This is a genomic window from Leucothrix mucor DSM 2157, assembly GCF_000419525.1.
In the GTDB taxonomy this organism is placed as follows: domain Bacteria; phylum Pseudomonadota; class Gammaproteobacteria; order Thiotrichales; family Thiotrichaceae; genus Leucothrix; species Leucothrix mucor.
This window is the reverse complement of sequence record NZ_ATTE01000001.1, coordinates 3,628,303-3,653,206: the sequence shown is the minus strand read 5'-3', so window position 1 is coordinate 3,653,206 and position 24,904 is coordinate 3,628,303. Positions and strand designations below refer to the sequence as shown.

Annotated in this window: 24 protein-coding genes; 13 read left to right on the top strand and 11 right to left on the bottom strand. The window is 48.8% G+C overall.

The window, feature by feature from the left end; all coding sequences use genetic code 11:
• The first annotated feature begins 20 nt into the window (after positions 1-20).
• Entirely contained in the window at positions 21-1,784 is a 1,764-nt protein-coding gene (locus LEUMU_RS0116725; protein ID WP_022953449.1) for a PQQ-dependent methanol/ethanol family dehydrogenase, read from the top strand.
• A 193-nt stretch (positions 1,785-1,977) separates the two neighbouring features.
• Positions 1,978-2,889: a helix-turn-helix domain-containing protein gene (locus LEUMU_RS0116720; RefSeq protein ID WP_022953448.1), complete on the top strand. Its 912-nt coding sequence runs from the start codon at positions 1,978-1,980 to the stop codon at positions 2,887-2,889.
• 91 nt (positions 2,890-2,980) lie between these two features.
• Here LEUMU_RS0116720 and LEUMU_RS0116715 read toward each other — a convergent pair whose 3' ends face one another.
• Positions 2,981-4,288, bottom strand: coding sequence for an NAD(P)/FAD-dependent oxidoreductase (locus LEUMU_RS0116715; RefSeq protein ID WP_022953447.1), 1,308 nt, complete (start codon positions 4,286-4,288; stop codon positions 2,981-2,983).
• 231 nt (positions 4,289-4,519) lie between these two features.
• Here LEUMU_RS0116715 and LEUMU_RS0116710 point away from each other — a divergent pair, with 231 nt between their 5' ends.
• Both LEUMU_RS0116710 and LEUMU_RS0116705 read left to right on the top strand, forming a co-directional pair.
• Positions 4,520-5,221, top strand: coding sequence for a GntR family transcriptional regulator (locus tag LEUMU_RS0116710; protein ID WP_022953446.1), 702 nt, complete (start codon positions 4,520-4,522; stop codon positions 5,219-5,221).
• Positions 5,218-5,634, top strand: coding sequence for a PaaI family thioesterase (locus LEUMU_RS0116705; protein ID WP_022953445.1), 417 nt, complete (start codon positions 5,218-5,220; stop codon positions 5,632-5,634). Before LEUMU_RS0116710 ends, LEUMU_RS0116705 begins: the two co-directional genes overlap by 4 nt.
• Before the next feature lie 66 nt (positions 5,635-5,700).
• On the opposite strand, the gene LEUMU_RS0116700 is transcribed toward LEUMU_RS0116705, so the two are convergent.
• Positions 5,701-7,905 (bottom strand): patatin-like phospholipase family protein, encoded by a 2,205-nt coding sequence (locus tag LEUMU_RS0116700; protein WP_084708121.1) that lies wholly within the window; start codon positions 7,903-7,905, stop codon positions 5,701-5,703.
• A gap of 138 nt (positions 7,906-8,043) precedes the next feature.
• On the opposite strand from LEUMU_RS0116700, the gene LEUMU_RS0116695 reads away from it, so the two are divergent.
• On the top strand, positions 8,044-8,364 hold the full coding sequence (locus LEUMU_RS0116695; RefSeq protein WP_022953443.1) for a 2Fe-2S iron-sulfur cluster-binding protein: 321 nt from the start codon (positions 8,044-8,046) through the stop codon (positions 8,362-8,364).
• Positions 8,364-9,389 carry a nicotinate-nucleotide--dimethylbenzimidazole phosphoribosyltransferase gene (gene cobT, locus LEUMU_RS0116690; RefSeq protein WP_022953442.1) on the top strand — a complete coding sequence of 342 codons (1,026 nt, stop codon included), beginning with the start codon at positions 8,364-8,366 and terminating at the stop codon, positions 9,387-9,389. The genes LEUMU_RS0116695 and cobT overlap by 1 nt, the downstream gene beginning before the upstream one ends.
• Here the strand turns inward: cobT and trmB are convergent.
• The 6 genes from trmB to LEUMU_RS0116660 all read right to left on the bottom strand — a co-directional run bounded on the left by trmB (position 9,357) and on the right by LEUMU_RS0116660 (position 14,756).
• Positions 9,357-10,034 carry a tRNA (guanine(46)-N(7))-methyltransferase TrmB gene (gene trmB, locus LEUMU_RS0116685; RefSeq protein ID WP_022953441.1) on the bottom strand — a complete coding sequence of 226 codons (678 nt, stop codon included), beginning with the start codon at positions 10,032-10,034 and terminating at the stop codon, positions 9,357-9,359. The genes cobT and trmB overlap by 33 nt on opposite strands.
• A complete protein-coding gene (locus LEUMU_RS0116680) occupies positions 10,034-11,407 on the bottom strand; it encodes an FAD-binding oxidoreductase (protein WP_022953440.1) in 1,374 nt (457 codons plus the stop codon). Before LEUMU_RS0116680 ends, trmB begins: the two co-directional genes overlap by 1 nt.
• A gap of 9 nt (positions 11,408-11,416) precedes the next feature.
• Entirely contained in the window at positions 11,417-12,187 is a 771-nt protein-coding gene (locus LEUMU_RS0116675; protein WP_022953439.1) for an AMP nucleosidase, read from the bottom strand.
• A 37-nt stretch (positions 12,188-12,224) separates the two neighbouring features.
• On the bottom strand, positions 12,225-13,061 hold the full coding sequence (locus LEUMU_RS26545) for an NAD(P)H-hydrate dehydratase (protein WP_022953438.1): 837 nt from the start codon (positions 13,059-13,061) through the stop codon (positions 12,225-12,227).
• A gap of 140 nt (positions 13,062-13,201) precedes the next feature.
• A complete protein-coding gene (locus tag LEUMU_RS0116665; protein WP_022953437.1) occupies positions 13,202-13,852 on the bottom strand; it encodes a sugar transferase in 651 nt (216 codons plus the stop codon).
• A gap of 253 nt (positions 13,853-14,105) precedes the next feature.
• Positions 14,106-14,756 carry a DUF3047 domain-containing protein gene (locus LEUMU_RS0116660; RefSeq protein WP_022953436.1) on the bottom strand — a complete coding sequence of 217 codons (651 nt, stop codon included), beginning with the start codon at positions 14,754-14,756 and terminating at the stop codon, positions 14,106-14,108.
• A 134-nt stretch (positions 14,757-14,890) separates the two neighbouring features.
• Here LEUMU_RS0116660 and LEUMU_RS0116655 point away from each other — a divergent pair, with 134 nt between their 5' ends.
• Positions 14,891-15,979, top strand: coding sequence for an aminopeptidase (locus LEUMU_RS0116655; RefSeq protein WP_022953435.1), 1,089 nt, complete (start codon positions 14,891-14,893; stop codon positions 15,977-15,979).
• Positions 15,980-16,008: 29 nt separating this feature from the next.
• On the opposite strand, the gene LEUMU_RS0116650 is transcribed toward LEUMU_RS0116655, so the two are convergent.
• On the bottom strand, positions 16,009-16,944 hold the full coding sequence (locus LEUMU_RS0116650) for a metallophosphoesterase (protein WP_022953434.1): 936 nt from the start codon (positions 16,942-16,944) through the stop codon (positions 16,009-16,011).
• 140 nt (positions 16,945-17,084) lie between these two features.
• Between LEUMU_RS0116650 and LEUMU_RS0116645 the strand changes: the two genes are divergently transcribed.
• A complete protein-coding gene (locus LEUMU_RS0116645) occupies positions 17,085-17,426 on the top strand; it encodes a DUF2853 family protein (RefSeq protein ID WP_022953433.1) in 342 nt (113 codons plus the stop codon).
• 31 nt (positions 17,427-17,457) lie between these two features.
• Entirely contained in the window at positions 17,458-18,495 is a 1,038-nt protein-coding gene (locus LEUMU_RS0116640) for a carbohydrate kinase family protein (protein ID WP_022953432.1), read from the top strand.
• Between the two features lie 78 nt (positions 18,496-18,573).
• On the opposite strand, the gene LEUMU_RS0116635 is transcribed toward LEUMU_RS0116640, so the two are convergent.
• Positions 18,574-19,101, bottom strand: coding sequence for a thermonuclease family protein (locus LEUMU_RS0116635; protein ID WP_022953431.1), 528 nt, complete (start codon positions 19,099-19,101; stop codon positions 18,574-18,576).
• The gene (locus tag LEUMU_RS0116630; RefSeq protein ID WP_022953430.1) at positions 19,098-20,018 is read right to left on the bottom strand and encodes a DMT family transporter; all 921 of its coding nucleotides are present in this window, start codon (positions 20,016-20,018) and stop codon (positions 19,098-19,100) included. Before LEUMU_RS0116630 ends, LEUMU_RS0116635 begins: the two co-directional genes overlap by 4 nt.
• 143 nt (positions 20,019-20,161) lie before the next feature.
• Between LEUMU_RS0116630 and LEUMU_RS0116625 the strand changes: the two genes are divergently transcribed.
• The 4 genes from LEUMU_RS0116625 to LEUMU_RS0116610 all read left to right on the top strand — a co-directional run bounded on the left by LEUMU_RS0116625 (position 20,162) and on the right by LEUMU_RS0116610 (position 24,860).
• On the top strand, positions 20,162-21,403 hold the full coding sequence (locus tag LEUMU_RS0116625) for an MFS transporter (protein WP_022953429.1): 1,242 nt from the start codon (positions 20,162-20,164) through the stop codon (positions 21,401-21,403).
• Positions 21,400-22,269 (top strand): alpha/beta hydrolase, encoded by an 870-nt coding sequence (locus LEUMU_RS0116620; protein ID WP_022953428.1) that lies wholly within the window; start codon positions 21,400-21,402, stop codon positions 22,267-22,269. Before LEUMU_RS0116625 ends, LEUMU_RS0116620 begins: the two co-directional genes overlap by 4 nt.
• Before the next feature lie 177 nt (positions 22,270-22,446).
• On the top strand, positions 22,447-24,414 hold the full coding sequence (locus LEUMU_RS0116615) for a bifunctional 2',3'-cyclic-nucleotide 2'-phosphodiesterase/3'-nucleotidase (protein ID WP_022953427.1): 1,968 nt from the start codon (positions 22,447-22,449) through the stop codon (positions 24,412-24,414).
• Between the two features lie 17 nt (positions 24,415-24,431).
• The gene (locus LEUMU_RS0116610) at positions 24,432-24,860 is read left to right on the top strand and encodes an acyl-CoA thioesterase (protein ID WP_022953426.1); all 429 of its coding nucleotides are present in this window, start codon (positions 24,432-24,434) and stop codon (positions 24,858-24,860) included.
• Positions 24,861-24,904: the final 44 nt, after the last annotated feature.

Sequence of the window (24,904 nt, the reverse complement as noted above, 5' to 3'; positions counted from 1 at the left end):
CAATCAGAGAGGAGATCTAGATGAAACGATTATTATTAGCCTCGGCAGTGTGCATGCTGGCTTCCACATCGGCTTATGCGGCTGGCGTGACTGAAGAGGATATCGCCAACGACGGTACTATTACCTCGCAGGTCGTCACCAACGGCATGGGGCGTCACCTGCAACGCTTTAGCCCCCTGAAAAGTATCAATAAAGACAATGTTAAGTACCTTGTGCCTGCGTGGTCTTTCTCAATGGGTGGAGAGAAGCAGCGAGGCAATGAAGCACAGCCGTTAGTCTATGATGGCATTATGTATATCACTGGTTCTTACTCTCGCTTATATGCGATTGATGTAAAAACGGGTGAGGAAATTTGGCAGTACGACGCACGTTTACCGGAAGGGATTTTGCCTTGCTGTGACGTAATCAACCGTGGTGCGGCAATCTACGGCGACATCGTTATTTTCGGTACGCTGGATGCACGCCTTGTGGGACTCAACCGCAAAACCGGTGATGTTGTCTGGAAAGATAAAATTGCAAACTATAAGGCGGGTTACTCCTACACCGCCGCGCCACTGGTTGTGAATGGCTTGGTTATTACCGGTAACTCGGGTGGTGAGTTTGGTGTGGTCGGAGAAGTGCAGGCTCGTAAGGCTGAGACTGGCGAACTGGTTTGGACACGTCCGGTTATCGAAGGCCATATGGGTACGCTCAATGGCAAAGAGAGCACCATGACCGGTAAGCTCAATGCAACGTGGCCGGGTGATTTATGGAAAAACGGTGGTGGTGCGACGTGGCTAGGTGGCTCTTACGACTCTGATACCAATATGCTGGTGTTTGGTGCCGGAAACCCTGCGCCATGGAACTCTTGGTTACGTGGTGGCGATAAAACGGATGGTTCTGGTGATAACTTATATGCGGCGTCACGCATTGGTATCGACCCTGAAAATGGCGAAATCAAATGGCACTATCAAACTACCCCTCGTGAAGGTTGGGATTTTGATGGTGTAAACGAAGTCGTACCGTTTGTGGATAAAGACGGTAACAAGCGTTATGCCACGGCGGATAGAAACGGCTTCTTCTACGTACTCGATCGTAAAGATGGTGGATTTGTTTCAGCCTCTCCATTTGTTAAGCAAATCAACTGGGCTAAAGGAATTGATCCTAAAACCGGTCGCCCAATCTATAACGAAGAGAATCGCCCGGGTAACCCTGCCGACGCAGCAGATGGCGGTAAAGGTAAGGTTGTATTCTCCGTGCCTTCATTCTTAGGTGGTAAGAACTGGATGCCAATGGCGCACAGCCCTGACACCGGTCTGTTTTATGTGCCTTCCAACGAATGGGGCATGGATATCTGGAACGAGCCGGTTAGCTATAAAGAAGGTGCGGCGTATCTGGGTTCTGGATTTACCATTAAGCCAATCTTTGATGACTACATCGGTTCTCTTAAAGCGATCGACCCAAATACTGGTAAGACAGTTTGGGAATATAAGAACGATGCGCCACTTTGGGCAGGTGTGATGGCAACTGCCGGAGACCTAGTCTTTACCGGTACACCTGAAGGTTACCTAAAAGCCTTTGATGCGAAGACAGGTAAAGAGCTTTGGAAATTCCAAACCGGTTCTGGTGTGGTGGGTCAGCCGATTACTTGGGATCAAGACGGTGAGCAATATGTGGCAGTAGCTTCAGGCTGGGGTGGTGCTGTACCGCTTTGGGGTGGTGAAGTGGCAAAACGTGTTAGTCATCTGAACCAAGGTGGTTCGGTTTGGGTATTCAAAATCCCACAGATGATGTCTTCTAAGTAACAAGTGATTCAATTCTGTTCTTAAAAATAAGGCCGCTAGGGTGGAGAGCATTCCTCCGTGCTCATCCTCCCGGCGGTACTTTTATATTGGGCCCTATCCTCATGTAAACTTTGACTTTTTGCCGTATCTGATGATATTAATAAGGTATCTGCGCCGATATACACGCAGCAGATATTAAAAAGGAGGATGGTGGATGGAATTATCTCATATTCAAGAAATGAGGAGACCTAAAAATCTCGTCGAGAACCGCACAAGCTTCGTTGGCCCGGAGTCTGTCGTAAGTGTTTATGATACTTATTTGCCAGAGAGTTTAGTGCGTTTAGATGCTGATCAACTAATGTATTGTGGCATGGTGAGTGGCAAAAAAGTCATGCACTCTCCACTGATGTCGGACCAAGTATTTTTACCCCACGAATCCTACGTTTTAGCGCCTGGGGAAGCCGTCCATATTGACTTTCCTGAAGCTGAAATAGGCAATCCCACAACCTGTTTAACCGTCGAAATCTCCAGAGAAAAAGTGCTGGATGTGACTGAGAGGCTTTTCGACAAAGGCGCGATTAAGCTATCTTCGGAAGATACCTGGAGCAAGTCTGGTGCTGTTCTACACACCCATCACTGCGCAGCGACCCAACGGCTGTTAGCCCGTATTGTTAATCTGTTTACCGAAAATCACCCCGATCGGGATATGTTGATTGATTTCAATATTTCTGAGTTATTGATCCGTATGTTGCGCGATCAGGAGCGAGGCTTTCTGCTGAGCCATAGCTTGCAAACACCGGACTACAGTAGTTTAACGGTTGCCCTGAAGTGGATTCGTGATCACCTCAGTGAGCCATTGGATATCGATAAACTGTGTCGTGAATCTTGCATGAGCCGTAGTCGCTTGTATGCGGAGTTTAAGCTGCGTTTAGATTGCTCCCCAATGGAGCTGCAGCAGCAGATTCGATTAAAAGAAGCAGGCAAGAGATTAAAGCGAGGCGAGGTGATTACTAATATTTGTTATGACCTTGGCTTTAGTAGCCCCAGTCACTTCTGTCGTCGATTTAAAAATATGTACGGTTGCACGCCAACCGAATATAAAAGCAAACTGTTATCACAGTTCTAATGATGAAAAGCCCCGGCTTTGAGCTAGGGCTTTGTCAGTCATCATAAGCCCTTAATCACAAGGGCCTTATGCTATGCGTAGTCTTACCGGCTTACATTCCAACTGCATCACGCAGTGCATACCACCAAGAGCCAACCGTTGAGTAAGGTGCACGGAACGTGCGGCCACCCGGAAACGGAATCCACGGCAATTTAGCAAACACATCAAAGCGTGTGGTATCGCCATCAATCGCTTCAGACAGAATGCGCCCAAACAGATGCGAACCCGTTACACCGTGACCACTGTAGCCATGCGCGAAGTACACATTGTCTTGCAGCATACCCATTTGCGGAACGCGAGAGAACGACAGCGCAAAGTTACCGCTCCAGGCATAATCGATTTCAATGCCTTTAAGCTGCGGGAATACTTTCTCCATATTCGGAATTAGCTTTTTACGAATGTCTGAAGGGTCAGTACCGCCGTAAACCGTACCACCACCAAACAGCATGCGCTTGTCAGCAGAGAGACGGAAATAATCGAGAATGTAACGCACGTCTTCAATACACACATCCGTCGGCATTAGCTCATCCGCCAGATCGCCCAGTGGCTTAGTCGCCAAAACTTGTGTGGAAACCGGCATCACGCGATTCACTAATTCCGGAATGGCTTTACCAATGTAAGCATTACCGCAAAGCACGACTTTCTTACATAAAATCTCACCCTTTTCAGTGGTGAGCAGCAAGCGGCCATCGTTTTGCTTATCGATAGTTAGCAGGCTGGTTTGTTCGAAAATCTTGCCGCCGTTTTGTTCAATCGCCGCCGCTTCGCCCAATGCCAGATTGAGTGGGTGTAGGTGTGCACCAGAGTGGTCGATCATGCCGCCGCAATAGGCATCACTTGCTACGTGTTGATGCATCTGGTTTTTATCCAGCATCTCATGGTCATCCATGCCATGCTTGCGCCAAAGTGCCTGCTTCTCTTCCAGCATTTTTAAGTGCTTGGCTGTGTAAGCCGCGTAGATATTTTTTGGCTTCAGGTCGCACTCAATGGCGTATTTTTCGATATTGCCATAGATAACCTGTGCGCCTTCCTGCAATAAGCCACCAACAAACGCAGCAGTCTCGTCACCATAGCGATTTTGAATGGTTTCTAAGCTGGCGTTTAAGCCATTAACCACTTGTCCGCCGTTGCGACCAGAGGCTCCCCAGCCCACGTGTGCGCCTTCAATCACCGTGACCGAGTAACCTTTTTCAGTTAGATGTAATGCGGTTGATAGACCACTGTAACCCGCGCCCACGACGCAAATCTCAGTTTCCAGTTTGCCATCCAGTGCAGGGCGTTCAGGCGCAGCATTGGCAGACGCAGCATAGTAGCTATCAGGGTAATTGACACTCTTCGTGTAGTAATTACTGTTACTCATTAAACATTCTCGGGAATAGGTTCAGCAGAAATTCGGCAAGCCTCACAGCGATAATTGATATTCATTGTGATCACGATGATTTTAATGTGATCACAATATTTCTGTCAATCTATTCCGCGAGCATTGCCGCTGGACAGCCCATTCTGGTGCGCTGTCAGATTGAGTAAACAATTTTAACCGTGTAAAGTCGGCTGATTGTATCTTTACTATTTTATATGTCTTGGCGGAAGAATGGCGACGAAAGATGTCTACTCACTGATACTGGTCGAAAAGACCGAACAACTCAATGTCAATCAATGGGTTTATCAAACGCTGCGCCAGAGTATTCTGTGCGGTGAAATTCGTCCGGGCGTGGCGTTGACGATTCGAGGCTTGGCTGAGAAGTTGGACGTTAGCCCGATGCCGGTTCGCGAGGCGCTGCAAAAGCTGGCCAGCGAGGAGGCGATTGAAGTTAAAAATAATCGCCGAATTTCAGTACCCGTGATCTCACGAGATAAATTCAGAGAGCTGTATTCCTTGCGGGTGTTATTAGAAACCCATGCGGCGGAAACCGCGCTGCCATTTTTCGCTGAAACTCAAATCAATGAATTAGCCGCGTTGGATCTGGCGATTGATGAAGAGTTTGAAAAAGGCCATGCCGGAGCAGGGACCTTGGCGAATCAAGCCTTTCACCGTTACCTCTATGCACAAAACCCGGTGCAGGTCTGCTTGCCCATGATCGAAAGCCTATGGCTGCAGCTTGGCCCCTTTGTGCGAATTGGTTTAAGTAAGTTAGACGGCTACTACCAACACGACCGCCACCATGAAGCGCTTGATGCCATTCGCCAGCGAGATAGCGTGGCCTTGCGTGCAGCCATTGAAGCGGATGTGCGCGATGGCTTACACACAATTCAGGATCTGGATAAGATTTATCAGGATTTGGAGATAAGATGACTCAGTTAACCCCCGACGTGATCAATAATCAGGGCACACAAAATTTGCCTGCGCTGCTTGGCTTGCACATGTTGGAAATCGAATCTGGCCGTGCGAAAATGGAAATGGCCGTGCGCCCTGAGTTAATGGCACCGAATGGCTTTTTGCATGCAGGCTCGGTGATTTCATTGGCCGATACTGCGGCGGGCTATGGCTGCATGGCAAGCTTGCCGGAAGGCGCGAGCAGTTTTACCACCATTGAGCTTAAGAGCAATATGTTGGGTACGGCGCGTGAGGGTATGTTGGTGTGCGACGCCAGTTGTGTGCATGCCGGGCGTACCACGCAGGTTTGGGAGTCGATTGTGAAGCATGTCGATACCGGCAAAATTATTGCGCGTTTTAGCTGTACGCAGATGATTTTATATCCACGTTAATCGCATAAAAAACGGGCTATTAATAAGCCCGTTTCAAGTTAACCAAAGCGTTCGTTCTGAACGCCTTTAGAAAGCCCGCCCAAACTGCAAGAAGTAGCGCTGGTTATAGCCCTCTGTCATACCCACTCCCAGATACGCCGGTCCGATCAATGTATTCGCACCAAGGAATGCGGCGCCAGAGAGTTTTAAATCACTCGGGTCAATATCACCGGCTTCAATCCAGGTATTACCTGCTTCTAACAAAACACCCGCATTCACATTGGCAATCTTGCTCAGCCCGATCACATCGTAGTAATACGAAACGACACCATGCGCATAGTGATTACCTCGAAGCTGTCCATCTTCAAGACCAGACATGCGGGCAAAGCCACCTAATTCAAAGCGCTCGGTGATAATCGTATCGTCAGCAAAGGTGGTGCCGGCAGAGGCCGAGGCAATAAAGTGGTGCTTGTCCTTTTTCCAGGCTTTACCCATTTGGATATCTAAACGTTGGTAGTCATCATCTGAACCCAGTGCGCTTAGGCCAAGGTCTAGCGTGACGTCTTTCCAGAGACCTTCATCGGGGAAGTTCCGGTCGTTTAGAGTATCTTCATGGTATTCAAAAGATAGTCCAGCCAGATTAAAGCTGTCTGATGGAAACTCTATCGAGCCGGTTTTAAGTGTGGCATCAAGGTTGCGGTAAAACAGACCAATCCGTGCCTCGGAGGTATTATCAAACTCACGACCAAAGTCCAGATGGACGCCACTTTCTGCTAAGCGAGCCTCGGCGGTGCGCACACTGCTGCCATCTTCATAAATAAATACATCCGATTCTTGGTAGTTGGTCGTGAGATTCCAGAAGGAGCCACTGTACTTATTGAGCGGTTGGAAAAACTCGGCGCTCAGTGCGGTTGAGTCTCCGATAATCACGCTGGCTTTGGCTTCGCCACCTAAAGGATTCAAGCCTTTCATGGAATACTCTAAACCGGCTTGATAAGTGGCATTGCCATCAAAGTCATCGGATAAGGAGAAGCCGCCGCGTAAAGTACGGTCACCAATCGGGTCTTTTTGGGCATTCACAATCAGTTGGAAATGGTTGTCTTTGGTGGGGATGAGCTGATAGTCGACTACTTCGAAATACCCCAATGCATAAATCGCATCCAGTCCTTCTTGTAGTTTCTTGAGTGACAACACATCACCGGCTTTTAAGCCTAAGCGCTTAGTCAAAATCTCATCTTTTAGTACTGAGCTGTTTTCGAGTTTGATGCTATCAATCACACCTTTAAACGATTCCCGAGTTGGCGCGGTGGCGGTTTGTTGTTGGACTTTACCGCGTAAACCTTCCGTGAGCTTGAGTAGTTCTGGCTCTTGTGCGCGGGCTTGTTTTTCGCCCAAAGTCATTGCATCTTTCACCCGGTCAAAGTCCAGCGAGCCAATGCCATCCATATTCGGCTGAATAATAATGTGTGGTTGTGAAATATTTTGCAGCTGTGGGGTGCTGCTTTTTGCCATCATTAAACGCATGGATTGCAATGCGATATCGAGCGCTGAGCCAAGTTCTTGCTTGTTTTTATATTCAGTCGGGATGCCAACCACAATCAGAATATCCGCGCCCATTTGCTGTGCAATATTCACTGGAATATTATTGGCAACAAAGCCATCGACCAGTAAACGGCCATTGATTTCAACGGGAGGAAACAGGCCGGGAATCGACATACTGGCTCGCACAGAGGTTGGTAAGTTGCCTTGACTCAACACGACGGCCTGACCATTTTCGATATCAGTTGCTACAGCCCGAAAGGGGATTGGCAGCTGATCAAAGTTTTGAATATGGCTGACATGATCAAGCAGACGGCGTAATTCAAAGGTTAGCTTTTGGCCTTTTACCGCACCGCGTGGCAGTTGAACGCCGTTGCGATTTGCGCCCACTGTGAAGCTGTCAAAGAAGCTCGACATCTCTTGTTTGCGGTGAAAGCTCTGATCGCGGCGTGAAACCTGATCATTAAAGAGCTCCGCCCAGTCCAGCGTGTTGACAATTTTTTCGATTTCAGTCGCTTTTAAACCCGAGGCATACAGGCTACCGACGATTGCGCCCATACTGGTACCGGCAATCATATCAATCGGAATCTGGTTTTCCTCCAGCACTTTCAGCACGCCAACGTGGGCCGTTCCGGCTGCGCCACCGCCTCCAAGCACGAGGCCAATTTTGGGGCGTTGGGTGTCGGCAAATACGCTGCTGGTGCAAAGCAGCACACACAGTAGCAAGAGTCGGGACAGAGTCTGAGTAATCATGGCAGTATGGTCTGAAATGGCTAAAGTTATGCCACAGTATATTAAAGCAAGCCCTTTGGACTAAATAGTCTTTTGTCCCGCAGGATGAAAGCTTGTTACACTACGCCGCGTATTCACTATAACGATCTGGAGACCCCAATGGCTTTGATTTTTTATGTTCGACACGATGGCGCGCAGTTTGAAGCAGATGTACCAAACGGCAACACGGTAATGGAAGGTGCAGTGAATAACGGCATCGACGGCATTCTGGCGGAGTGTGGTGGAGCATTGAGTTGTGCAACTTGCCATGTGTATGTGGACGAAGCGTGGGTCGAAAAAGTTGAGCCTGCCAGCGAAATGGAAGTCGACATGCTGGAAGTGGTTAACGAGCCAAAAGCCAACAGCCGCTTGAGCTGCCAGATCCATGTGAACGATGCCATGGAAGGACTGATCGTACATTTGCCAGAGTCACAGTTCTGATGCAATCTCCACTAAGCTTCGAACAGCAAATCCAGCATAAAATTGATACTAAAACTAAGCCGCTGGGTGCTTTAGGAATGTTGGAATCGGTTGCCTTTCAGGTAGCTAAGATTCAGCAAACATTGACGCCAAGCCTTAAGCAGCCAACGATTCTGACCTTTGCCGGTGATCATGGCGCAGCTAACGCCGGTGTGAGCGCTTACCCTCAGGAAGTCACTTTCCAGATGGTGATGAATTTTCTAAATGGCGGCGCCGCGATTAATGTGTTTTGCCAGCAGAATGAGATCGCTCTGAAAGTAGTTGATGCCGGTGTTAACTTCGACTTTGAAGCCTCACCCGCACTGATCAATGCCAAGATAGCCGCAGGCACCGCGAACTACCTGACTGAGCCAGCCATGAGTGCTGATCAGCTGCAGGAGTGCTTTGATAAAGCGTCTGCGATTGTGGCGGATGTGGCAGCGACTGGCTGTAATGTTATCGGCTTTGGTGAGATGGGGATCGGTAATACGGCCTCTGCCAGCCTGATCATGAGCGAGCTGTGTGAGTTACCGATTGAGCGCTGTGTGGGTCGTGGAACGGGTCTGGATGATGCTGGCTTGCAGCGTAAAGTTGAGCTATTGGCTGAAGCCAAGGCACTGCATGGCAAGTTTAAAAATCCTAGCCAAGTGTTAAGCACTTACGGTGGCTTTGAGATTGCACAGATTTGCGGTGCGATGATGGCCGCTCAGCAGCACGGCATGGTTGTGATGGTAGATGGTTTTATCGCGACTGCTGCCTATTTAGTGGCCGTTGAACTGAACCCTGCGCTGCGCGAACATGCGATTTTCTGTCATGTCTCGGATGAGAATGGCCATCGCCTGATGCTGGATCACTTAAAAGTGAAGCCATTGGTTAATTTGGGTATGCGCTTAGGTGAGGGCACCGGTTGTGCTGTGGCTTATCCCTTGATCAAAAGTGCCGTAGCGTTTCTAAACGGTATGGCGAGCTTTGAATCAGCTGGCGTTTCCGAAGCTGAGAGCGCTTAAACAACGATACACCGTTTGCCCGCTTTGGCAGTACTTACGTTCAAACAGCGTAAGATACTGTCCGGCGGGGTCAATTACTTCACAGCCCTCAGTGGCTTGTTCGGCCAGCTTTAGTGCCTGACTAAACTCCTCAATATACAACTGCCAGTTACTGCGCACTTCCAATAGCCCACCTAAGCGTAATAAATCTGCAAACGCCGGATGGCCATGCCAGCGGTATTTTAATTGCACTGACTTAGGGTAGGGGTTGGGGTATAGCAGATAATGCTTTTGCAGCTGCCAGCCAGCCTCGACCGCCAGTTTCCAGAAGTCCACGCAATCGGCCTGCACCATGAGTAGGTTATCCGGCAGCGCATCTTCGTATTCCTTATCCAGTCGCTTGGCTGAGCGGTCTAAACCAATCACCCAGTTATCCGGATGCTGTAGCGCAATCTGGCGGCTACTAACGCCAGTACCACAGCAGGAATCCAAAATCAATGGCGCAGGAGCAGCACTAATGCGCTCACTCACTGCAGCAAATGCTTGGCGGGTATGCTCAGCAGGCGGCTTTAAAAACGGATGACGCAGGTGCTTTAACACCACCTGCTCAAGATTGTCATGCACGCCAGTTTGATTACTGTAAATCTCGCGGGAATCAGCCTGCATTACACGTCCGCTGATAAAACCCGACCGGGGTTGAGAATGTTATTCGGGTCCATGGCCTGTTTTAGCGTGCGCATTAAGGCGATTTCCGCCTCACTGCGACAGAGTTTTAAGTAATCCGCTTTGATCGCGCCAATGCCATGTTCTGCGGTGACGGTGCCGCCATATTCTTTCAGCATTTTATAGATCATTTTGTAAATGGCTTCACTGCTTTTCTCGCCGTTAGTCCAGGCAATCATATGGATATTGCCATCAGCCAAATGTCCAAACGTAAGGGTCGTCAGGTTCTCAAAGTTATCTTGTAGCGCGTGGTGTGCCTTTTCTAAAAAGGCCTGCATCTGGCTAATGGGTAGCCCGATATCGAAGTTAGCCAAGTCAGGAATTTTCGATAGTATCTCACCCGCAGAGTCGCGAATAGCCCAGAACATTTCGGTATCTTTACCAGCTTGGGCAATCACTGCATCGACTAATTTGCCTTTTTCCAATTGTTCAAATAACACCTGCTGAAAGCGCTCTAGCGTGTCATTTTCAGATTCCAGTAGAATATAAAATAGGTGGTGCTCGCCGAAGGGGTTACTTACGTTGGCATTTTCCGCCAGTGCAACGCTGAAATAGTCATCCCACATCACTTCAAAAGCGGTGAGTCTGGAAAATTCAGCTTGGCAGGTTTGCATCACATCAATTACATCAGTCAGGCTATTGAGTGCAACCAGTGCCGTGTGCTTGCTGCGTGGCTGTGGAAATAGGCGTAAGACGACTTCAGTCACTACGCCGAGCGTACCTTCACTGCCGATAAACAATTGCTTGAGGTCATATCCGGCATTATTTTTCAGCATTTTATTGTAGGCGGGGATGATCGTGCCATCCGCTTGTACGGCTTCCAAACCGAGCACTAAGGCCCGCGTCATGCCAAAGCTCAGTACTTGATTGCCACCGGCATTGGTCGATACATTGCCGCCAATATTGCAGGAGCCGCGCGAGCCTAAATCCAGCGGTAAACGAAAGCCAGCCGCTTCAGCCGCTTGGTGAATCACTTGCAGCGGTGTGCCGGACTTTGCCGTGATGGTCATCGACTGATGATCCAGCTCGGTAATACCGCTCAAGCGCTCCATCGACAAAGCAATCTCGCCAGCTTTGGGTGTTGCACCACCGGCTAACCCGGTCAGGCCACCTTGAGTGACCACCGGTAAGTGATGAGTATTGCAATAGCTCAGCAGGGCGCTTACATCTGCCGTATCTCGCGGTCGAACCACGATCTCTGGCAGCTGCGGATTTTCATTACTCCAATCCGCCTGATACTTCTGGCTAACGTCGGCTCCAGTTAATAGCTGGGCTGCGCCAAGTAGTTCGGTAAGTGCCGTGATGTGCTGTTGCATATGGGGTTCCTAGAAGCGGAGATGTTTTACGGAAACACCTTGGTTTTTCAATTCGTTCAGAGAGTCTATACCGATTCTCAGGTGACGATGTGCATACTTTTCAGTAACTACTTCATCGCTGGCTTCGGTTTTTACGCCATCCGGAATCATTGGTTGATCGGAGACGAGCAATAGCGCGCCCGTTGGGATTTCATTGTGGAAACCGGCAATAAAGATGGTCGCGGTTTCCATATCGATTCCCATGCAACGTAGGCGGCGCAGGTGATCTTTGAATTTGTCATCGTGCTCCCAAACCCGTCGGTTGGTGGTGTACACGGTGCCTGTCCAGTAGTCGCAGCTGTATTCGCAAATCGTTGAAGAAACAGCCTTTTGCAAGCTAAACGCTGGCATAGCAGGGACTTCAGGCGGGAAGTAGTCGTTTGATGTACCTTCACCACGAATCGCTGCGATTGGAATAATCAGATCGCCAAGTTTGTTCTTTTGCTTTAGACCGCCACATTTTCCCAAAAACAGACAGGCTTTCGGCTTGATGGCCATTAGCAAATCCATAATGGTGGCCGCATTAGCGCTACCCATACCAAAATTGATAATGGTAATGTCATTCGCCGTGGCGCTGATCATATTGCGGTTGCCGCCTTTAACCGGCACATTATTCCACTCGGCAAACAGGTTTACATAGCTGTTGAAATTAACCAGCAGAATGTAGGAACCAATTTCTTCAAGCTTCAGGCCAGTGTAACGGGGCAGCCAGTTATCTACGATTTCTTGTTTTGTTTTCATATTATTATCCTCGTGTGTGACCGCCTAGCTTAACACTTCATGGGTTTAACAAGCTACGCAGAGGGGGTAATAAGTCTGTTGCCATTAGTCCACGTTCGCCGTCTTTTTTAGCTGCGATGTCTGCGGCAGCGGCGTGTAGCTCTACCCCAAAACAAGCGGCATCCTCCAGTGAAAATCCCTGAGCCAGCAAGCCACCAATGATGCCGCTTAAGATATCGCCCATGCCGCCAGTGGCCATGCCGGGGTTGCCGTGGGAGCATTGGTGTATGTGTTCGGGGTCGGCGATGAGCGTGCCCATACCTTTTAAGATGGCAATGCCGCCGTGTTTTCGTTGTAGCTCGCGAGCATATCGTGGGCGGTCAGTGGCAATGGTTTCAATCTTGGTTTTTAGTAGGCGGGAGGCTTCGCCGGGGTGCGGGGTTAGAACCCAGTTATCGCGTTGCTTCGGAATCTCATCATGCGCGAGCAAATTCAGCGCATCGGCATCGACTACTAATGGTAGCTTGGTTTCCAGTGCAGCTTGCATTAGGGTTTTTGACCAGCGGGTTTGGCCAAGGCCGGGGCCGATAACCACGACACTGGCTAACTCGATCAGGGCTTTAAGATTACTGGTGGCATCAATGCCATGCACCATGATTTCTGGTCTTCGGGCAACAAAGGCGGCAATGTGCTCCACTCGGGTGGCGACGCTGATTTTACCTGCGCCGGTTCTGGCGGCCGACTCGGCAGCCATTAGCGCAGCGCCAGCCATGCCGTAGTCGCCACCAACCACTAACACATGACCAAATAAGCCTTTGTGTGCATCGCGGGAGCGGGGTGTGAGTAGCATCCGCAGTTTACGCTGATCAATGGGAAGAATTTGTTCGTTAGACATTGCTAAGCCTCGCTTTTATGCATGCCCGGTTCCGGAGTTGCAACCGGAGTGCCGCTATGACGTGAGTAGTCGGCTTATTTTAAAGCAAAAAAAGGGGCGAATAAATCGCCCCAAGTACTGCTCTGAGAAAAACACGCTAATTAGCGAGCCCCAAACCCCGTCAGAATAGTGTAAATCGTTTTTAGTGTGATCTGTAAGTCAGTCATGAATGACAGGTTGTTGATGTAGTACAGGTCATACTTAAGCTTAGTTACCGTGCCATCTGCATCTGCAACATAGCCTTGTTCAGTCTGTGCCAAGCCAGTGATACCAGGGCGAACTAAGTGGCGCAGTGAGTAGTTAGGAATTGTTTGGTTAAACTCGTTAACAAAGCTTTCCTGCTCAGGACGTGGACCGATGATGCTCATGTCGCCTTTAATCACGTTCCACAGCTGTGGCGTCTCGTCGATGCGGAATTTACGGATGAACTTACCAACACGGGTAACACGCATGTCGTTGCTTTGAGCAAACTGTGAGCCGTGCTGCTCTGAATCAGAGGTCATGCTGCGAAATTTCATCATGTTGAATGTCTTGCCGTTCATGCCGACACGTTTCTGCCAGAAGAAAACGGAACCTGAAGACTCTAATTTGATAGCCAGTGCAGTCACTGCCATTAATACGGCTACAAACGGTAACACCGCAATGATAGTTACAACATCTAATACACGCTTAGTGTTCAGGTAGTTACTAGCAAGAGCGCTGTTGATTGATTTAGTGTTGTTCTGGTTTAACTGGTTTACTGTGACACTCATTTTTATTCTCCTGGAGCACGCTCTTTGGCGGCCCTCTGACATAATTTTTATTAGTTATTGCCGCGTCTTGTTCTGTGACGCCGAAGTGGTCGGGGGAAGCACTTCGTTGCTGTTGAGTGAAAGATAGGCTGCTACCGATAAGCGTGCATCCTGTGTCAGGATAAGTGGTTATTTTTGACTGAGCAAAAGATAAGCGGTATCAAATCAGGGGGATTTTCTCTGTTTTCCCCCTGAGATTCAGGTGTCGGTCGGTTTACTGGGCCGTAAAAAAGATGTCGCCATATGTAGCAGCGGTACTGCCACGGCTGTTATCGGCATCCGTCATAATCGCGATACCATCGATAAATCGAGGCTGGAAACCGTAGAGGTTTTTAAAGTCAGCGGCGACGTTTTGCTTTTCACTCAACCATTGGCCGGGGCCATTGCGGCTGTCACGCACCGATAGCATGCGTGCATTTTTCGGCGCGAAAGCATTGTTCCACTTATTGCCCTTACTTGGCGTGCTGGACCAGACGTAGTTTAGGGCGCGGGTTTTCCAGATAAACACACCACCATCAATAATTACATACACGCGAGCAGCGTAATCATCACCGGCTTTCGTTGCTTCTTTCAAAGGAGGTAACGGCTTGTCGACTTTCCAGCTCCAGTTCAAGAAGGGCGTCTTATTAAGATCAATACGCATTTTACGGCCAAGGCCTGAAGCGGCGGCATTAGTGCTGGCCTTGAGTACTTTGCGGCCACCTTCTGCGGCGATTTTGTACTGGGTAGTGCCGGAAAATGACTTACTTTCCCAGCCTTTTAGCGATCCGGAGGAGAATTCCCCAATATTAATGCGGGTACTATCAGCGAGGCTGGCAGAGGAAATCATTAACAGGCTCAAGCCTGCAATCAGCTTATTGTTCATCGTTATGTTACCTTTTTATTAGGAATGCTTAATTGTTTGACCATTCACCGGTCAGCAGTTCAGAATGACGTAAACTTAGTACTGATATACGCAAGAATAAGCAGTACGGATGTCACAACAGTAGGAGCGAATGAATGGTGAAGGGCTTAAGGAAAGCGGCTTGGATAGTGTTGCTGACGGCAACCGCAGGGACTTTGACGTCCTGTGAGTCGATGAAGTTTTACTCGCAAAGTGTTGCGGGGCACAGCCAGGTGATGCTCAAGCAAGAGCCGATTGTCAATGTATTGAATGACCCCAAAACCGACCCAAAAGTTAGCGACAAGCTAAAGCTGGTCGAGCAAGCCCGCGTGTTTGGTATTAAAGAATTGAAGCTTCCTAACAATGGCAGCTATCTACAGTATGTCGACATTGAGCGTCCGTATGTGGTGTGGAATGTGGTGGCTACCAAGGCCTATGAAATTAGCCCAATCAAACATTGTTTCCCGGTTGCCGGCTGTGTGCCGTACCGTGGCTACTTTAATAAGCCGGCTGCTGAAGCCTATGGTCGGCAGTTACGTAATAAAGGCTATGACGTCATTGTGATTGGCGCACCGGCGTATTCTACGCTGGGTTGGTTTGCTGATCCGGTCCTCAGTACGATGTTACGCCGCAGTGATCTGGGACTAGTCGGCCTGATCTTTCATGAGTTAGCGCATCAAGAAGTCTATGCCGAAGGCGATGCCGCCTTTAATGAGTCGTTTGCCACCACGGTTGAGCGAGTCGGTGTACGAAAATGGCTGGCCACGTTCAAAGGCGGGGAATACAGCAAAGAGGTACTTCAGCATTGGGAGCAGCGCGGTAAGGAAGCTGAGGTGGTTAAGCTGATTCTGGAGCATCGCAAGAAAATCCAGAATGCCTATCAAGCGATTCCAGCGACCGATACCAAAGCATTGGCTGCGGCGAAAAAAGCAGGCTTTGATGCTTTACGTGCAGACTATCTGGAGCTGAGAAAGAAAGGCGGCGGTACGACAGGCTATGACAGATGGTTTAAGAAGCCGATGAATAATGCTTCCTTAGTATTGTTTGGCGCTTACCATGGCTTTGTGAATGCCTTTGAGCAGTTGCTGGAAGAGTCCAATGGTGACTGGACTGTCTTTTATGCCAAGGTTAAAGCACTTAAAGAGCTGGATATAAAGGAGCGTAGAAATCGTTTAAAAGCGTTGAACGAAGACTCTAAACTCTAATCAGTGACCGCCTCTCGGCTGGGCCATTATTACGGCTCCAGCCGGGATACGCACACGTATTTTTTAGTATCCAAATCCGTCTCACCATCCCAGCGGTAGGCACAGAGCTTGCCATCGCGTCGTGCAATACTGTAATCCACACAGGCAATATTCTGAGTTAATGGGGTTGGTGTGCCTTGCATCCAGTAGTGGCCGATGAATAACGGCACTTCATGATGTCCGTATTCAATCAGGTGATCGCCTTCAATTGGGTCATCTTCTATATGACTAAGCGCAGCTGGCGGCCCGACAAAGGCTTTCTTATAAGTCGTGGCATTACTATCCCACCAGCGAATGCGCATGTAATGGCGCTTGATGCCGCCGGAGTCTTTAAAGCTGGCGCCATCGCTTAGGCGAATCTCTTTACCTTTAAGTAAGGTTTCAATTGCTTCATGCTCCCAGCATTTCGGATTGCTTGCAGCCCTTAGCAGGGTTTCATTGATCAGGCCATCTTCGCTGTAATGTTGTTGGATTTGCGCAATCACATCACGGTCCCAGCAAGCATGGATAATGCGGATATCGCCAAGATCCAACCAGAGCGGCAGGGTGCGGAACCAGTCAATGGTATCGGCATAGCGCTCGGGATGATCGAGCATGGCATCTAAAAATGCCTGATGATTACGGGTATTGCGCTCGGTGTGGGCGCGTAAAAAACCATTATCCTCTGGGTCAGGCGTGGCATAGGCAATCGCATTAAACTCATGATTACCCATGACCGCATAGGCATGGCCCGCTTCGATCATGGCACGAGCAGTTTCAATCACTTCGAATTGGTGTGGCCCGCGATCGACAAAATCGCCTAAAAATACGGCTTTACGGTCACGATGCTGGTAAATGCCATCGATAAGTTGATAGTCGAGCTTTTGCAGTAGGGCCGTCAAAGAGTCATGACAGCCGTGAATATCGCCGATAATGTCGTAGTTCATAGGGTGCTGCTTTTTATCCACTGGGCCAGAGATATAGTGTAAATGAAAAAAATATGAATTTGTCGGCCTTTTATGCTCTGTTCTGTCACCTCCTACTAATGTACAGTAGGGCGACAAATTAATTTAAAACAGAGGATGTCATGAGTAAAAGAGACGATTTAATTGCCAAGTATGCCGTAGACTTAAAAGAAAAATGTGGTGTAGAGCCAGATATGGATTTCTTGACTAAGGTCACGATTGGCTGTGGTCCTTCTATCTATAATAAAGACTCAGCGTCAGTGGCTGGTAGCGATAAAAAAGAGCTGGAAACCGTTAAAAACAACTTTCTGATCAAGAAGTTAGGTTTAACTGATGGCCCAGAGCTGGATTCTGCAATCGCTGCAGTACTAGAGCAATACGGAAAATCAAATCCTAACAAGCAGCGCGCCGTGGTGTACTACTTGTTGGCTAAGCACTTTAAGAAAGAGTCTATTTACGCCTAAGACTTAACACCCAAAGTGGGGAGGTGAGGCGATGAAATTTGATATTTTGACCTTCGGCTCCATTACTTTGGATGTCTTGCTAAAGCTTCAGGCAGGGGAGTCAATTACCCTGTCTGAGTTTCAAAATGAAGCCAGCATGACCTTGCCACTGGGCGATAAGATTCCGATACAGGATGCCTTAATGCTCTGCGGTGGTGGCGCTTCAAACTCTGCAACGGGGTTTACTAAGCTGGGCTTTTCGACCGCTGCGGTCGGCGTGATTGGGGATGATGTTAATTCTCACTTCGTGCTGGATATCCTTAAGCAGCAACATATCAATACCGACTACCTAATTGTTGAACCCGGCCAAAGCTGTAGCTTATCAGTGATCTTAAGTGATTGGACCGGCGGGCGCACAGTGCTTCATAAGCGCCTGAAGAGCGAACATTTTACCTCTGCGATTATTGACGGCTTACCCGAAAGCCAAGCCTTTTATATTGGCCATCTCCAACAGAATGCCAATGAAATTCTGCATGCCTTAGCGGCGAAATATACCGATGAAGAGCGCTTGATCGGTTGGAATCCGGGTAAAACGCAATTTCAGCATGGCTTTGATGAATATCGCGATGTATTTCCACTGATTGATATGCTGATTCTAAATGCTGAAGAGGCGCGTGATTTTACGGGATTGGCTTTTGATGTGCTGTCAGTGGATGAGGCAAAGCCGGAGCATTATGGTGAGCCGGTGGTTGGGGATTATACGACCAAACCTGTGACTTGCATTACCGATGTGCGGCGCTTGGCGGATGCCTTTTTAAAAGCAGGCGTTGAGATTGTGTGTATTACGGATGGCTGTCGTGGAGCGCAAATTTTTGATGGCGAACATCATTATTGGGCGCCACCGGTTGATGTGGAAGTGACGGATAGTCTGGGTGCGGGGGATGCATTTTCAGTGGGGCTGATCTCTGCGAAATTGCATGGCAAAGATCTGGCGACGCAGATTTTATGGGGCAGCTTGAGTTCTGCTTCTGTGATTCAGCAATATGGTGCACAGGCTGGGCAGTTATTGCTTGAGCAAATGCCTGATTAGGTTTGAGTCACGTTTAGTATGACCTAACCCAAGTGCTAAACTTAGGCAGCTTGTGGGCCATGTATTAGGTTTAAAAACCTAGCGCTCACCTTTACGCCAATCCCATGGAGCCACCGCTTTCTTCCCTTGCCAGAGTCCTTTTTTAGCGGCTTTGGCTTGTTTCTCTGCTTGGGCATATAACTTTCGATCGGCGGCTGTTTGCTCATCTTCATAGTATTTGTAGTGCCACGCCAGTCCAGCTTCAACAATCTGAAGGTTCACATCCTGACCTTGATACCAAATCTTACCGACTAGCCGTTTATAACGATCAGCTTTATCCCACTCAATACACAGCGACTGCTGATCAATGATCGCGGCTAAAAAATTCTTCGCCGCACGCCCGTAGGATTGGTTGTACTCTGGCGCATCAATACCCGCTAAACGAATCTGTTGAACAGTGCCTTCCTCATCTGTGATTTCAACACTATCGCCATCGGTAACTTTGGTGATCTCACCGCTTAGATTGCAGGACTCCGGAGAGGACGGAGGCGGTGCTTTAAAGTGCTGTAACACCACTGCCAGCAAACTTAGCGTGAGCACAAAGCCCATGTACTTCAGTGCTTTCATGCTTTAGCGACCAATGCTTGACGACGTGTTAAGTTGGCTAAGACCAGCCCGCTAGCGACTAAAATAATCCCGATATAATGAAAACCTTGCAGGCGCTCACCTAAGATCAAAGTCGCAATCGTGAGTCCAAAGACTGGTAGCAGGTGAATGAATTGGCCCGTGCGATTGGCTCCTAGCCGTGAGGTGGCGTTATTCCAAAATAAAAAGGCTAGCAGAGAAGCAAAGATTGATACATAGGTCACAGCCATTATTGAGGTAGTAGTAATTGGCATAGGCCGTCCGTTAAATGATTCCAGCAAATAAAATGGCAGAATCATCAGCGTACCAAACACCATGGAGTAGCCTAAAAACGGTAAGCCTTTCAACGCAGGTGGGAGCTTGCGGAGCAATACGGTATATATTGCCCAAATAATAACGGCACTTATAACCCACAAATCACCGGTCTGGAAAGACAATGTCAGTAAGGTATGAATGTCGCCTTGGATCAGAATGACGCCGACTCCTGCTAATGACACCAACACCCCAATCCATTGCTGCAGGTTGGCCTTATCAGCAAAAAACAGGGTAGATAGCAGAATAATCAGCACCGGCGAGATGGATTGCATCAAAACACCATTGGTCGCTGAGGTACTTTGCAAGCCGAGATACACAAAGCTATTAAAGCCCGCGACGCCAGTAGCCGATAGCGCTAACACCAACCATAAGTGAGATTTCAGGGTTGCCCACTGCTGTTGCATGGGTTTGTAGGCAAAAGGAAGCAGGCAGGCAAATGCCACTATCCAACGCCAGAAAGATAAGCCCAGCGGTGGGACTTCGCCGGAAATGGCGCGACCCAAATTGATATTGCCAGCCCAGAACAACGTAGTGAGTACCAGCAGTAAATAGGGTGAAGCCCGGTCTAATAAGTTGGTTTGCATAGCAGTCACAGCATTGGGGTTGGACTAAAGAGCCAGCGATACTAACGCCAATTGCTAAGGAATGCGATGGTTGTGGTTTATGGTGAGAGCGTTGAAGGCTATACTTTTGACTCCCTCCCTTTGGCCCCAATATGAGCCCCTCCATGTCTACCCATAAGCCTCTGTCCAAAATTCCGTCCAGTACTTGGTTGTTACTGATTTCTGCTTGCCTGCTGGTAATGCTGTCCTTTGGTTATCGCTCAGGTTTTGGCCTGTTTGTTAAGCCAATTAGCGAGGCGAATGGCTGGGGGCGTGATGTGATTGGCTTCTCAATGGCAATCCAAAACCTAGTCTGGGGCGTAGTCGCGGTATTCGCTGGTGGTTTAGCTGACCGCTTTGGCAATGTTCGGGTGATTATTTCAGGTGTGGTGATTTACGCATTGGGCATGGGCTTGATGCCACATGTGACAGCACCTTGGATGCTGCACAGCACGGCTGGAATGATGGTCGGTGCTGGTGTGGCCGGAACCTCGTTTGGCATTGTGCTGCCGGCGTTAGCGCGGGCTGTGAGTGAAGATCGCAGGCAGTGGGTACTCGGTGTCGGAACCGCAGCGGGTTCAATGGGGCAGTTTCTGGTGGTGCCGATCTCTCAAGGCTTAATTGATAATGTGGGCTGGGTGAATGCTTTGCATATTCTGGCCCTCTCCGCCTTTGCGATGGCTGTCTTGGCCATGCCATTAGCGCCTTATGCCGGTGGCGGGAAGTCAGAAACTAATGTGCCTGCGCAAACCATGCGCCAAGCCTTGAGTGAAGCTTTTAGGCACCGTTCTTACGTATTGCTGGTCGCAGGCTTCTTTGTTTGCGGTTTCCACGTGGCATTTATTACCGCTCATCTACCTGCATATTTGTCAGATCTTGGCTTTGATGCCAAAATCGGGGCTTGGAGTGTAGCAACCATTGGCCTGTTTAATGTGTTTGGTGCGTATATGTCAGGCATTATCTCCGGCAGGCGCGAACGCCGCTCTGTGTTGATTTGGATTTATCTGCTGCGAGCGGTAGCGATTACAGCCTTTATGCTGATACCCATTAGCTTGGTGAGTGTGTTCGCCTTTTGCGCTGCAATGGGCCTGTTGTGGTTGGCAACGGTACCGCCGACCTCAGGCATGGTGGCAATGATGTTTGGTACCCGTTATATGTCGTTGCTCTACGGCTTCGTATTTTTAGGGCATCAGTTAGGCAGTTTTAGTGGGGTGTGGCTCGGTGGATGGACGTATGAGCGCACCGGAAATTATGATTTAGTTTGGTGGATTGGTATTGGTTTGTCTCTGGTGGCGGCGCTTTTGCATTGGCCTATTCAGGAGAAGCCGGTAGAACGTTTAACAACTCAACGCATGGGAGCATTATGAGTATTAAAAAGGTTCGCTTAAGTCTGTTGCTGATTTTTACAGGTTTGTCGTCGGTGCTGATTAGCGCCTGTTCTATCAATCCTGCCGAGCAGATCAATTCGATGCTAGATACCAATGGCTACACAATGACTACGGTGAAGTATGGAGACTCACCCCGTCAATCAATGGATATTTACAAGCCCAAAATTGACCAAGGCAAAGTGCCGGTGGTGTTTGTGTATGGTGGCGCTTGGCGAACCGGAACCAAAACGGATTATAAATTTGTGGGTCATGCGCTGGCACAATTAGGCCATCCGGTGATTATTCCGGATTATCAGCTGTATCCTGCGGTGAAGTTCCCGGTATTTGTAGATGACGTCGCTAAAGCCATCAAAGCCGTTGAGTTGCGGGACGTTAGCTTGCTAGGGCGGCCACTACGCGAGTTCGTGATTATGGGGCACTCCGCCGGTGCGCATACCGCTGCTTTGATTACGACTGATCGCACTTACCTTTGGCAAAACCGGGTCGATGCACAGGTTGTTGGCATGATTGGTTTGGCCGGGCCTTATGATCTAACACTGGAAAACCCCGAAGTTATTGGCGTGTTTGATGGCGCGGGCAATAAATCACAGCCGATTGATTTTGTTCGACCTGATTTGCCACCGGTATTGTTGATTCATGGGCTGGATGACACCCGCGTATTGCCATATCACACGCGTACCTTTGCTGAAAAGCTGGCAGAAGCTGGTACCGATGTACGCACACGTTTCTATCCCAAGACTGAGCACATCAAAGTTTTAGGCTCTATTGCACAACCATTGCGTCATTTGAACAAAAGTTATGAGGATGTGACTGAATTTCTGGGAATTGTGACATTAGCCGAGTAGCAATTGCGGCGAATGGTCAATAAGGCTTGATTGATTCCGGATTGTTTTTTAAATTGGGCTAATCTGGCGGTGTGATATACACCGCTATTGCTTATCGCGTGTTCTGATATCACCATGTTGTCATCTGGGTTCATTAGGATATAGCTATTAACCAATTTGAAGGAAGGGTCTTGCACTGTGAACACTATAAAACCTTTAAGCCAAGCCGTGATGTTGGCTTTGTTAGTCACTGCAACAAACGGCTATGCGGATACGACTGCTGAGAACACTCAGTTGAAATTGCGCTTGATGGAAACTACCGACATTCACATGAACTTGCTGAACTACAATTATTTCACCGGTAAAACGGATGAGAAAATTGGTTTTGCAAAAGCGGCAACCCTGATCAAAGCCGCGCGTGCAGAAGTGACTAATAGCTTATTGGTGGATAACGGTGACTTGCTGCAAGGTAGCCCGATGGGCGACTACATGGCGCGTACTGGTTTGCAGAAAGATCAAGTTCACCCTGCCTACAAAGCCATGAATCCGCTGGATTATGTAGTGGGTAATATCGGAAACCACGAATTTAACTTTGGTCTGAATTTCTTAGGACAAGCCATTAAGGGCGCTGATTTCCCATACATCAGTGCTAACGTGTTCGTCGATGACGGTGATGCTGACCCAAGCAATGACAAGCCTTACTACCAGCCGTATCTGATTAGCGAGCAAAAGCTAAAAGATGCCAAAGGCGATGAGCACACGGTAAAGGTGGGCTTTATTGGCTTTGTACCACCTCAAATCATGAATTGGGACAAAGCAAACCTGACCGGCAATGTCATCGCTAAAGACATGGTAGAAATGGCCAAGCGCTATGTGCCGGAAATGAAAGAGAAGGGTGCAGACCTTGTTGTCGCCATTCCGCACTCTGGCTTAGAAATTACCGATGCCACGGCAATGCAGGAAAATGCGACCTATCACTTGTCTAAAGTCGATGGCATTGATGCGATTATGTTTGGTCATGCGCATAACACTTTCCCCGGTGGCAAGGCTTATAACGGCTTTGAAGCGCAGGGCGTGGATAACGTTAAAGGTAGCATTAATGGTGTGCCTGCGGTTATGCCTGGGTTCTGGGCCAATCACATTGGCTTGATTGATTTGAATCTAACCTATGTCGATGGCAAGTGGACGGTTAAAGACTTTAGTACGGAACTGCGCTCGGTTGCAGAAACCAAGGCGGATGAGTCTGTTGTGGCCTCTGTTGCTGATGAGCATGCCGCGACGGATAAGTGGGTGAGCGAGCCATTTGCAAAAATCGCCGCACCGGTGAATAGCTTCTTTGCACTTGCGCAGGATGACCCATCCATTCAAGTCGTGAGCGATGCGCAGATGTGGTATGGCGAGCGCCTGATTCAGGGCACTGAGTACGATGGTTTGTCGGTGTTATCGGCAGCAGCACCGTTCCGTGCGGGTCGCCAAGGCCCTAGTGACTTCACGAATGTCCCTGCGGGCGATATCGCATTCCGTAATGTTGCGGATTTATATATCTACCCTAATACGCTGCAAATTCTGAAATTAACGGGCTCGCAAGTTCGTGAGTGGTTAGAGATGTCAGCCGGTCAATTTAATCAGATTGATGCTGCTAGCACTGAATCGCAACCGCTGATTAATACGGACTTCCCAAGTTATAACTTTGATGTGATTGATGGCGTGACGTATCAGATTGATCTGACACAGCCAGCCAAATACAACAAAGATGGCAGCGTGGCGAATGAAAAAGCTAATCGCATCGTGAACCTGCAGTTTGACGGTAAGGCTATCGATGAAGAGAAGCCATTCTTGGTGGTTTCTAATAACTACCGTGCTTCGGGCGGCGGTAATTTCCCGAATGTAAATACTGATACGATTGCGATTCGCGCGCCAAATGAAAACCGTCAGGTGGTTGCTGAATACATCACTGAAATGGCAAAAGAAAATGCCGATGGCTTTGATCCATCAGCCGATAATAACTGGAGCTTTAAGCCAGTTAACGAAACGGTAGTTGTAACATTGCGTTCCTCGCCATTGCCAGAAGCGGCGGAGTTTGCCAAGACTCTACCTCAGCTGGAAGCGACGGGTAAAACCGATGCGGATGGCTTTGCGATCTACCAACTAAACTTATCAAAATAAAACACACAGGTTGATGTATGCAGGACTGGAAAGAGAAGTACCCGATTATTATTACGCAAGATGTGCATTGGGGCGATATGGATGCCTTTCAGCACGTGAATAATAAAATCTATTTCCGCTATTTTGAGGATGTACGATTGGCGTATCTGGAAGCGATCGGCTCGCTGGAGCTGATGAAGACCAGTAAGACGGGGCCAGTTCTGGCATCAACCAGTTGCGAGTATCGTGCGCCGGTGTTGTTCCCCGACACTGTGCACATTGCCACTCGCACCTATGATCTGCAGCCTAAGCGCGTGAGCATGGAGTACTCTGTGTTTAGCGAGCAGCAGCAAAAGGTGGTTGCTGAAGGCACGGGGATGATGGTGTATTTTGATTTTAAGACGCAGCGTAGCGTTGAAATCCCCGAGCAAGTGGTCGCGCAGATGCGTGCCCTTCAGCGGGATTAAGTTGCTAGATTGACCATAATTTTGTAGTGTTGGCAGACAAATAA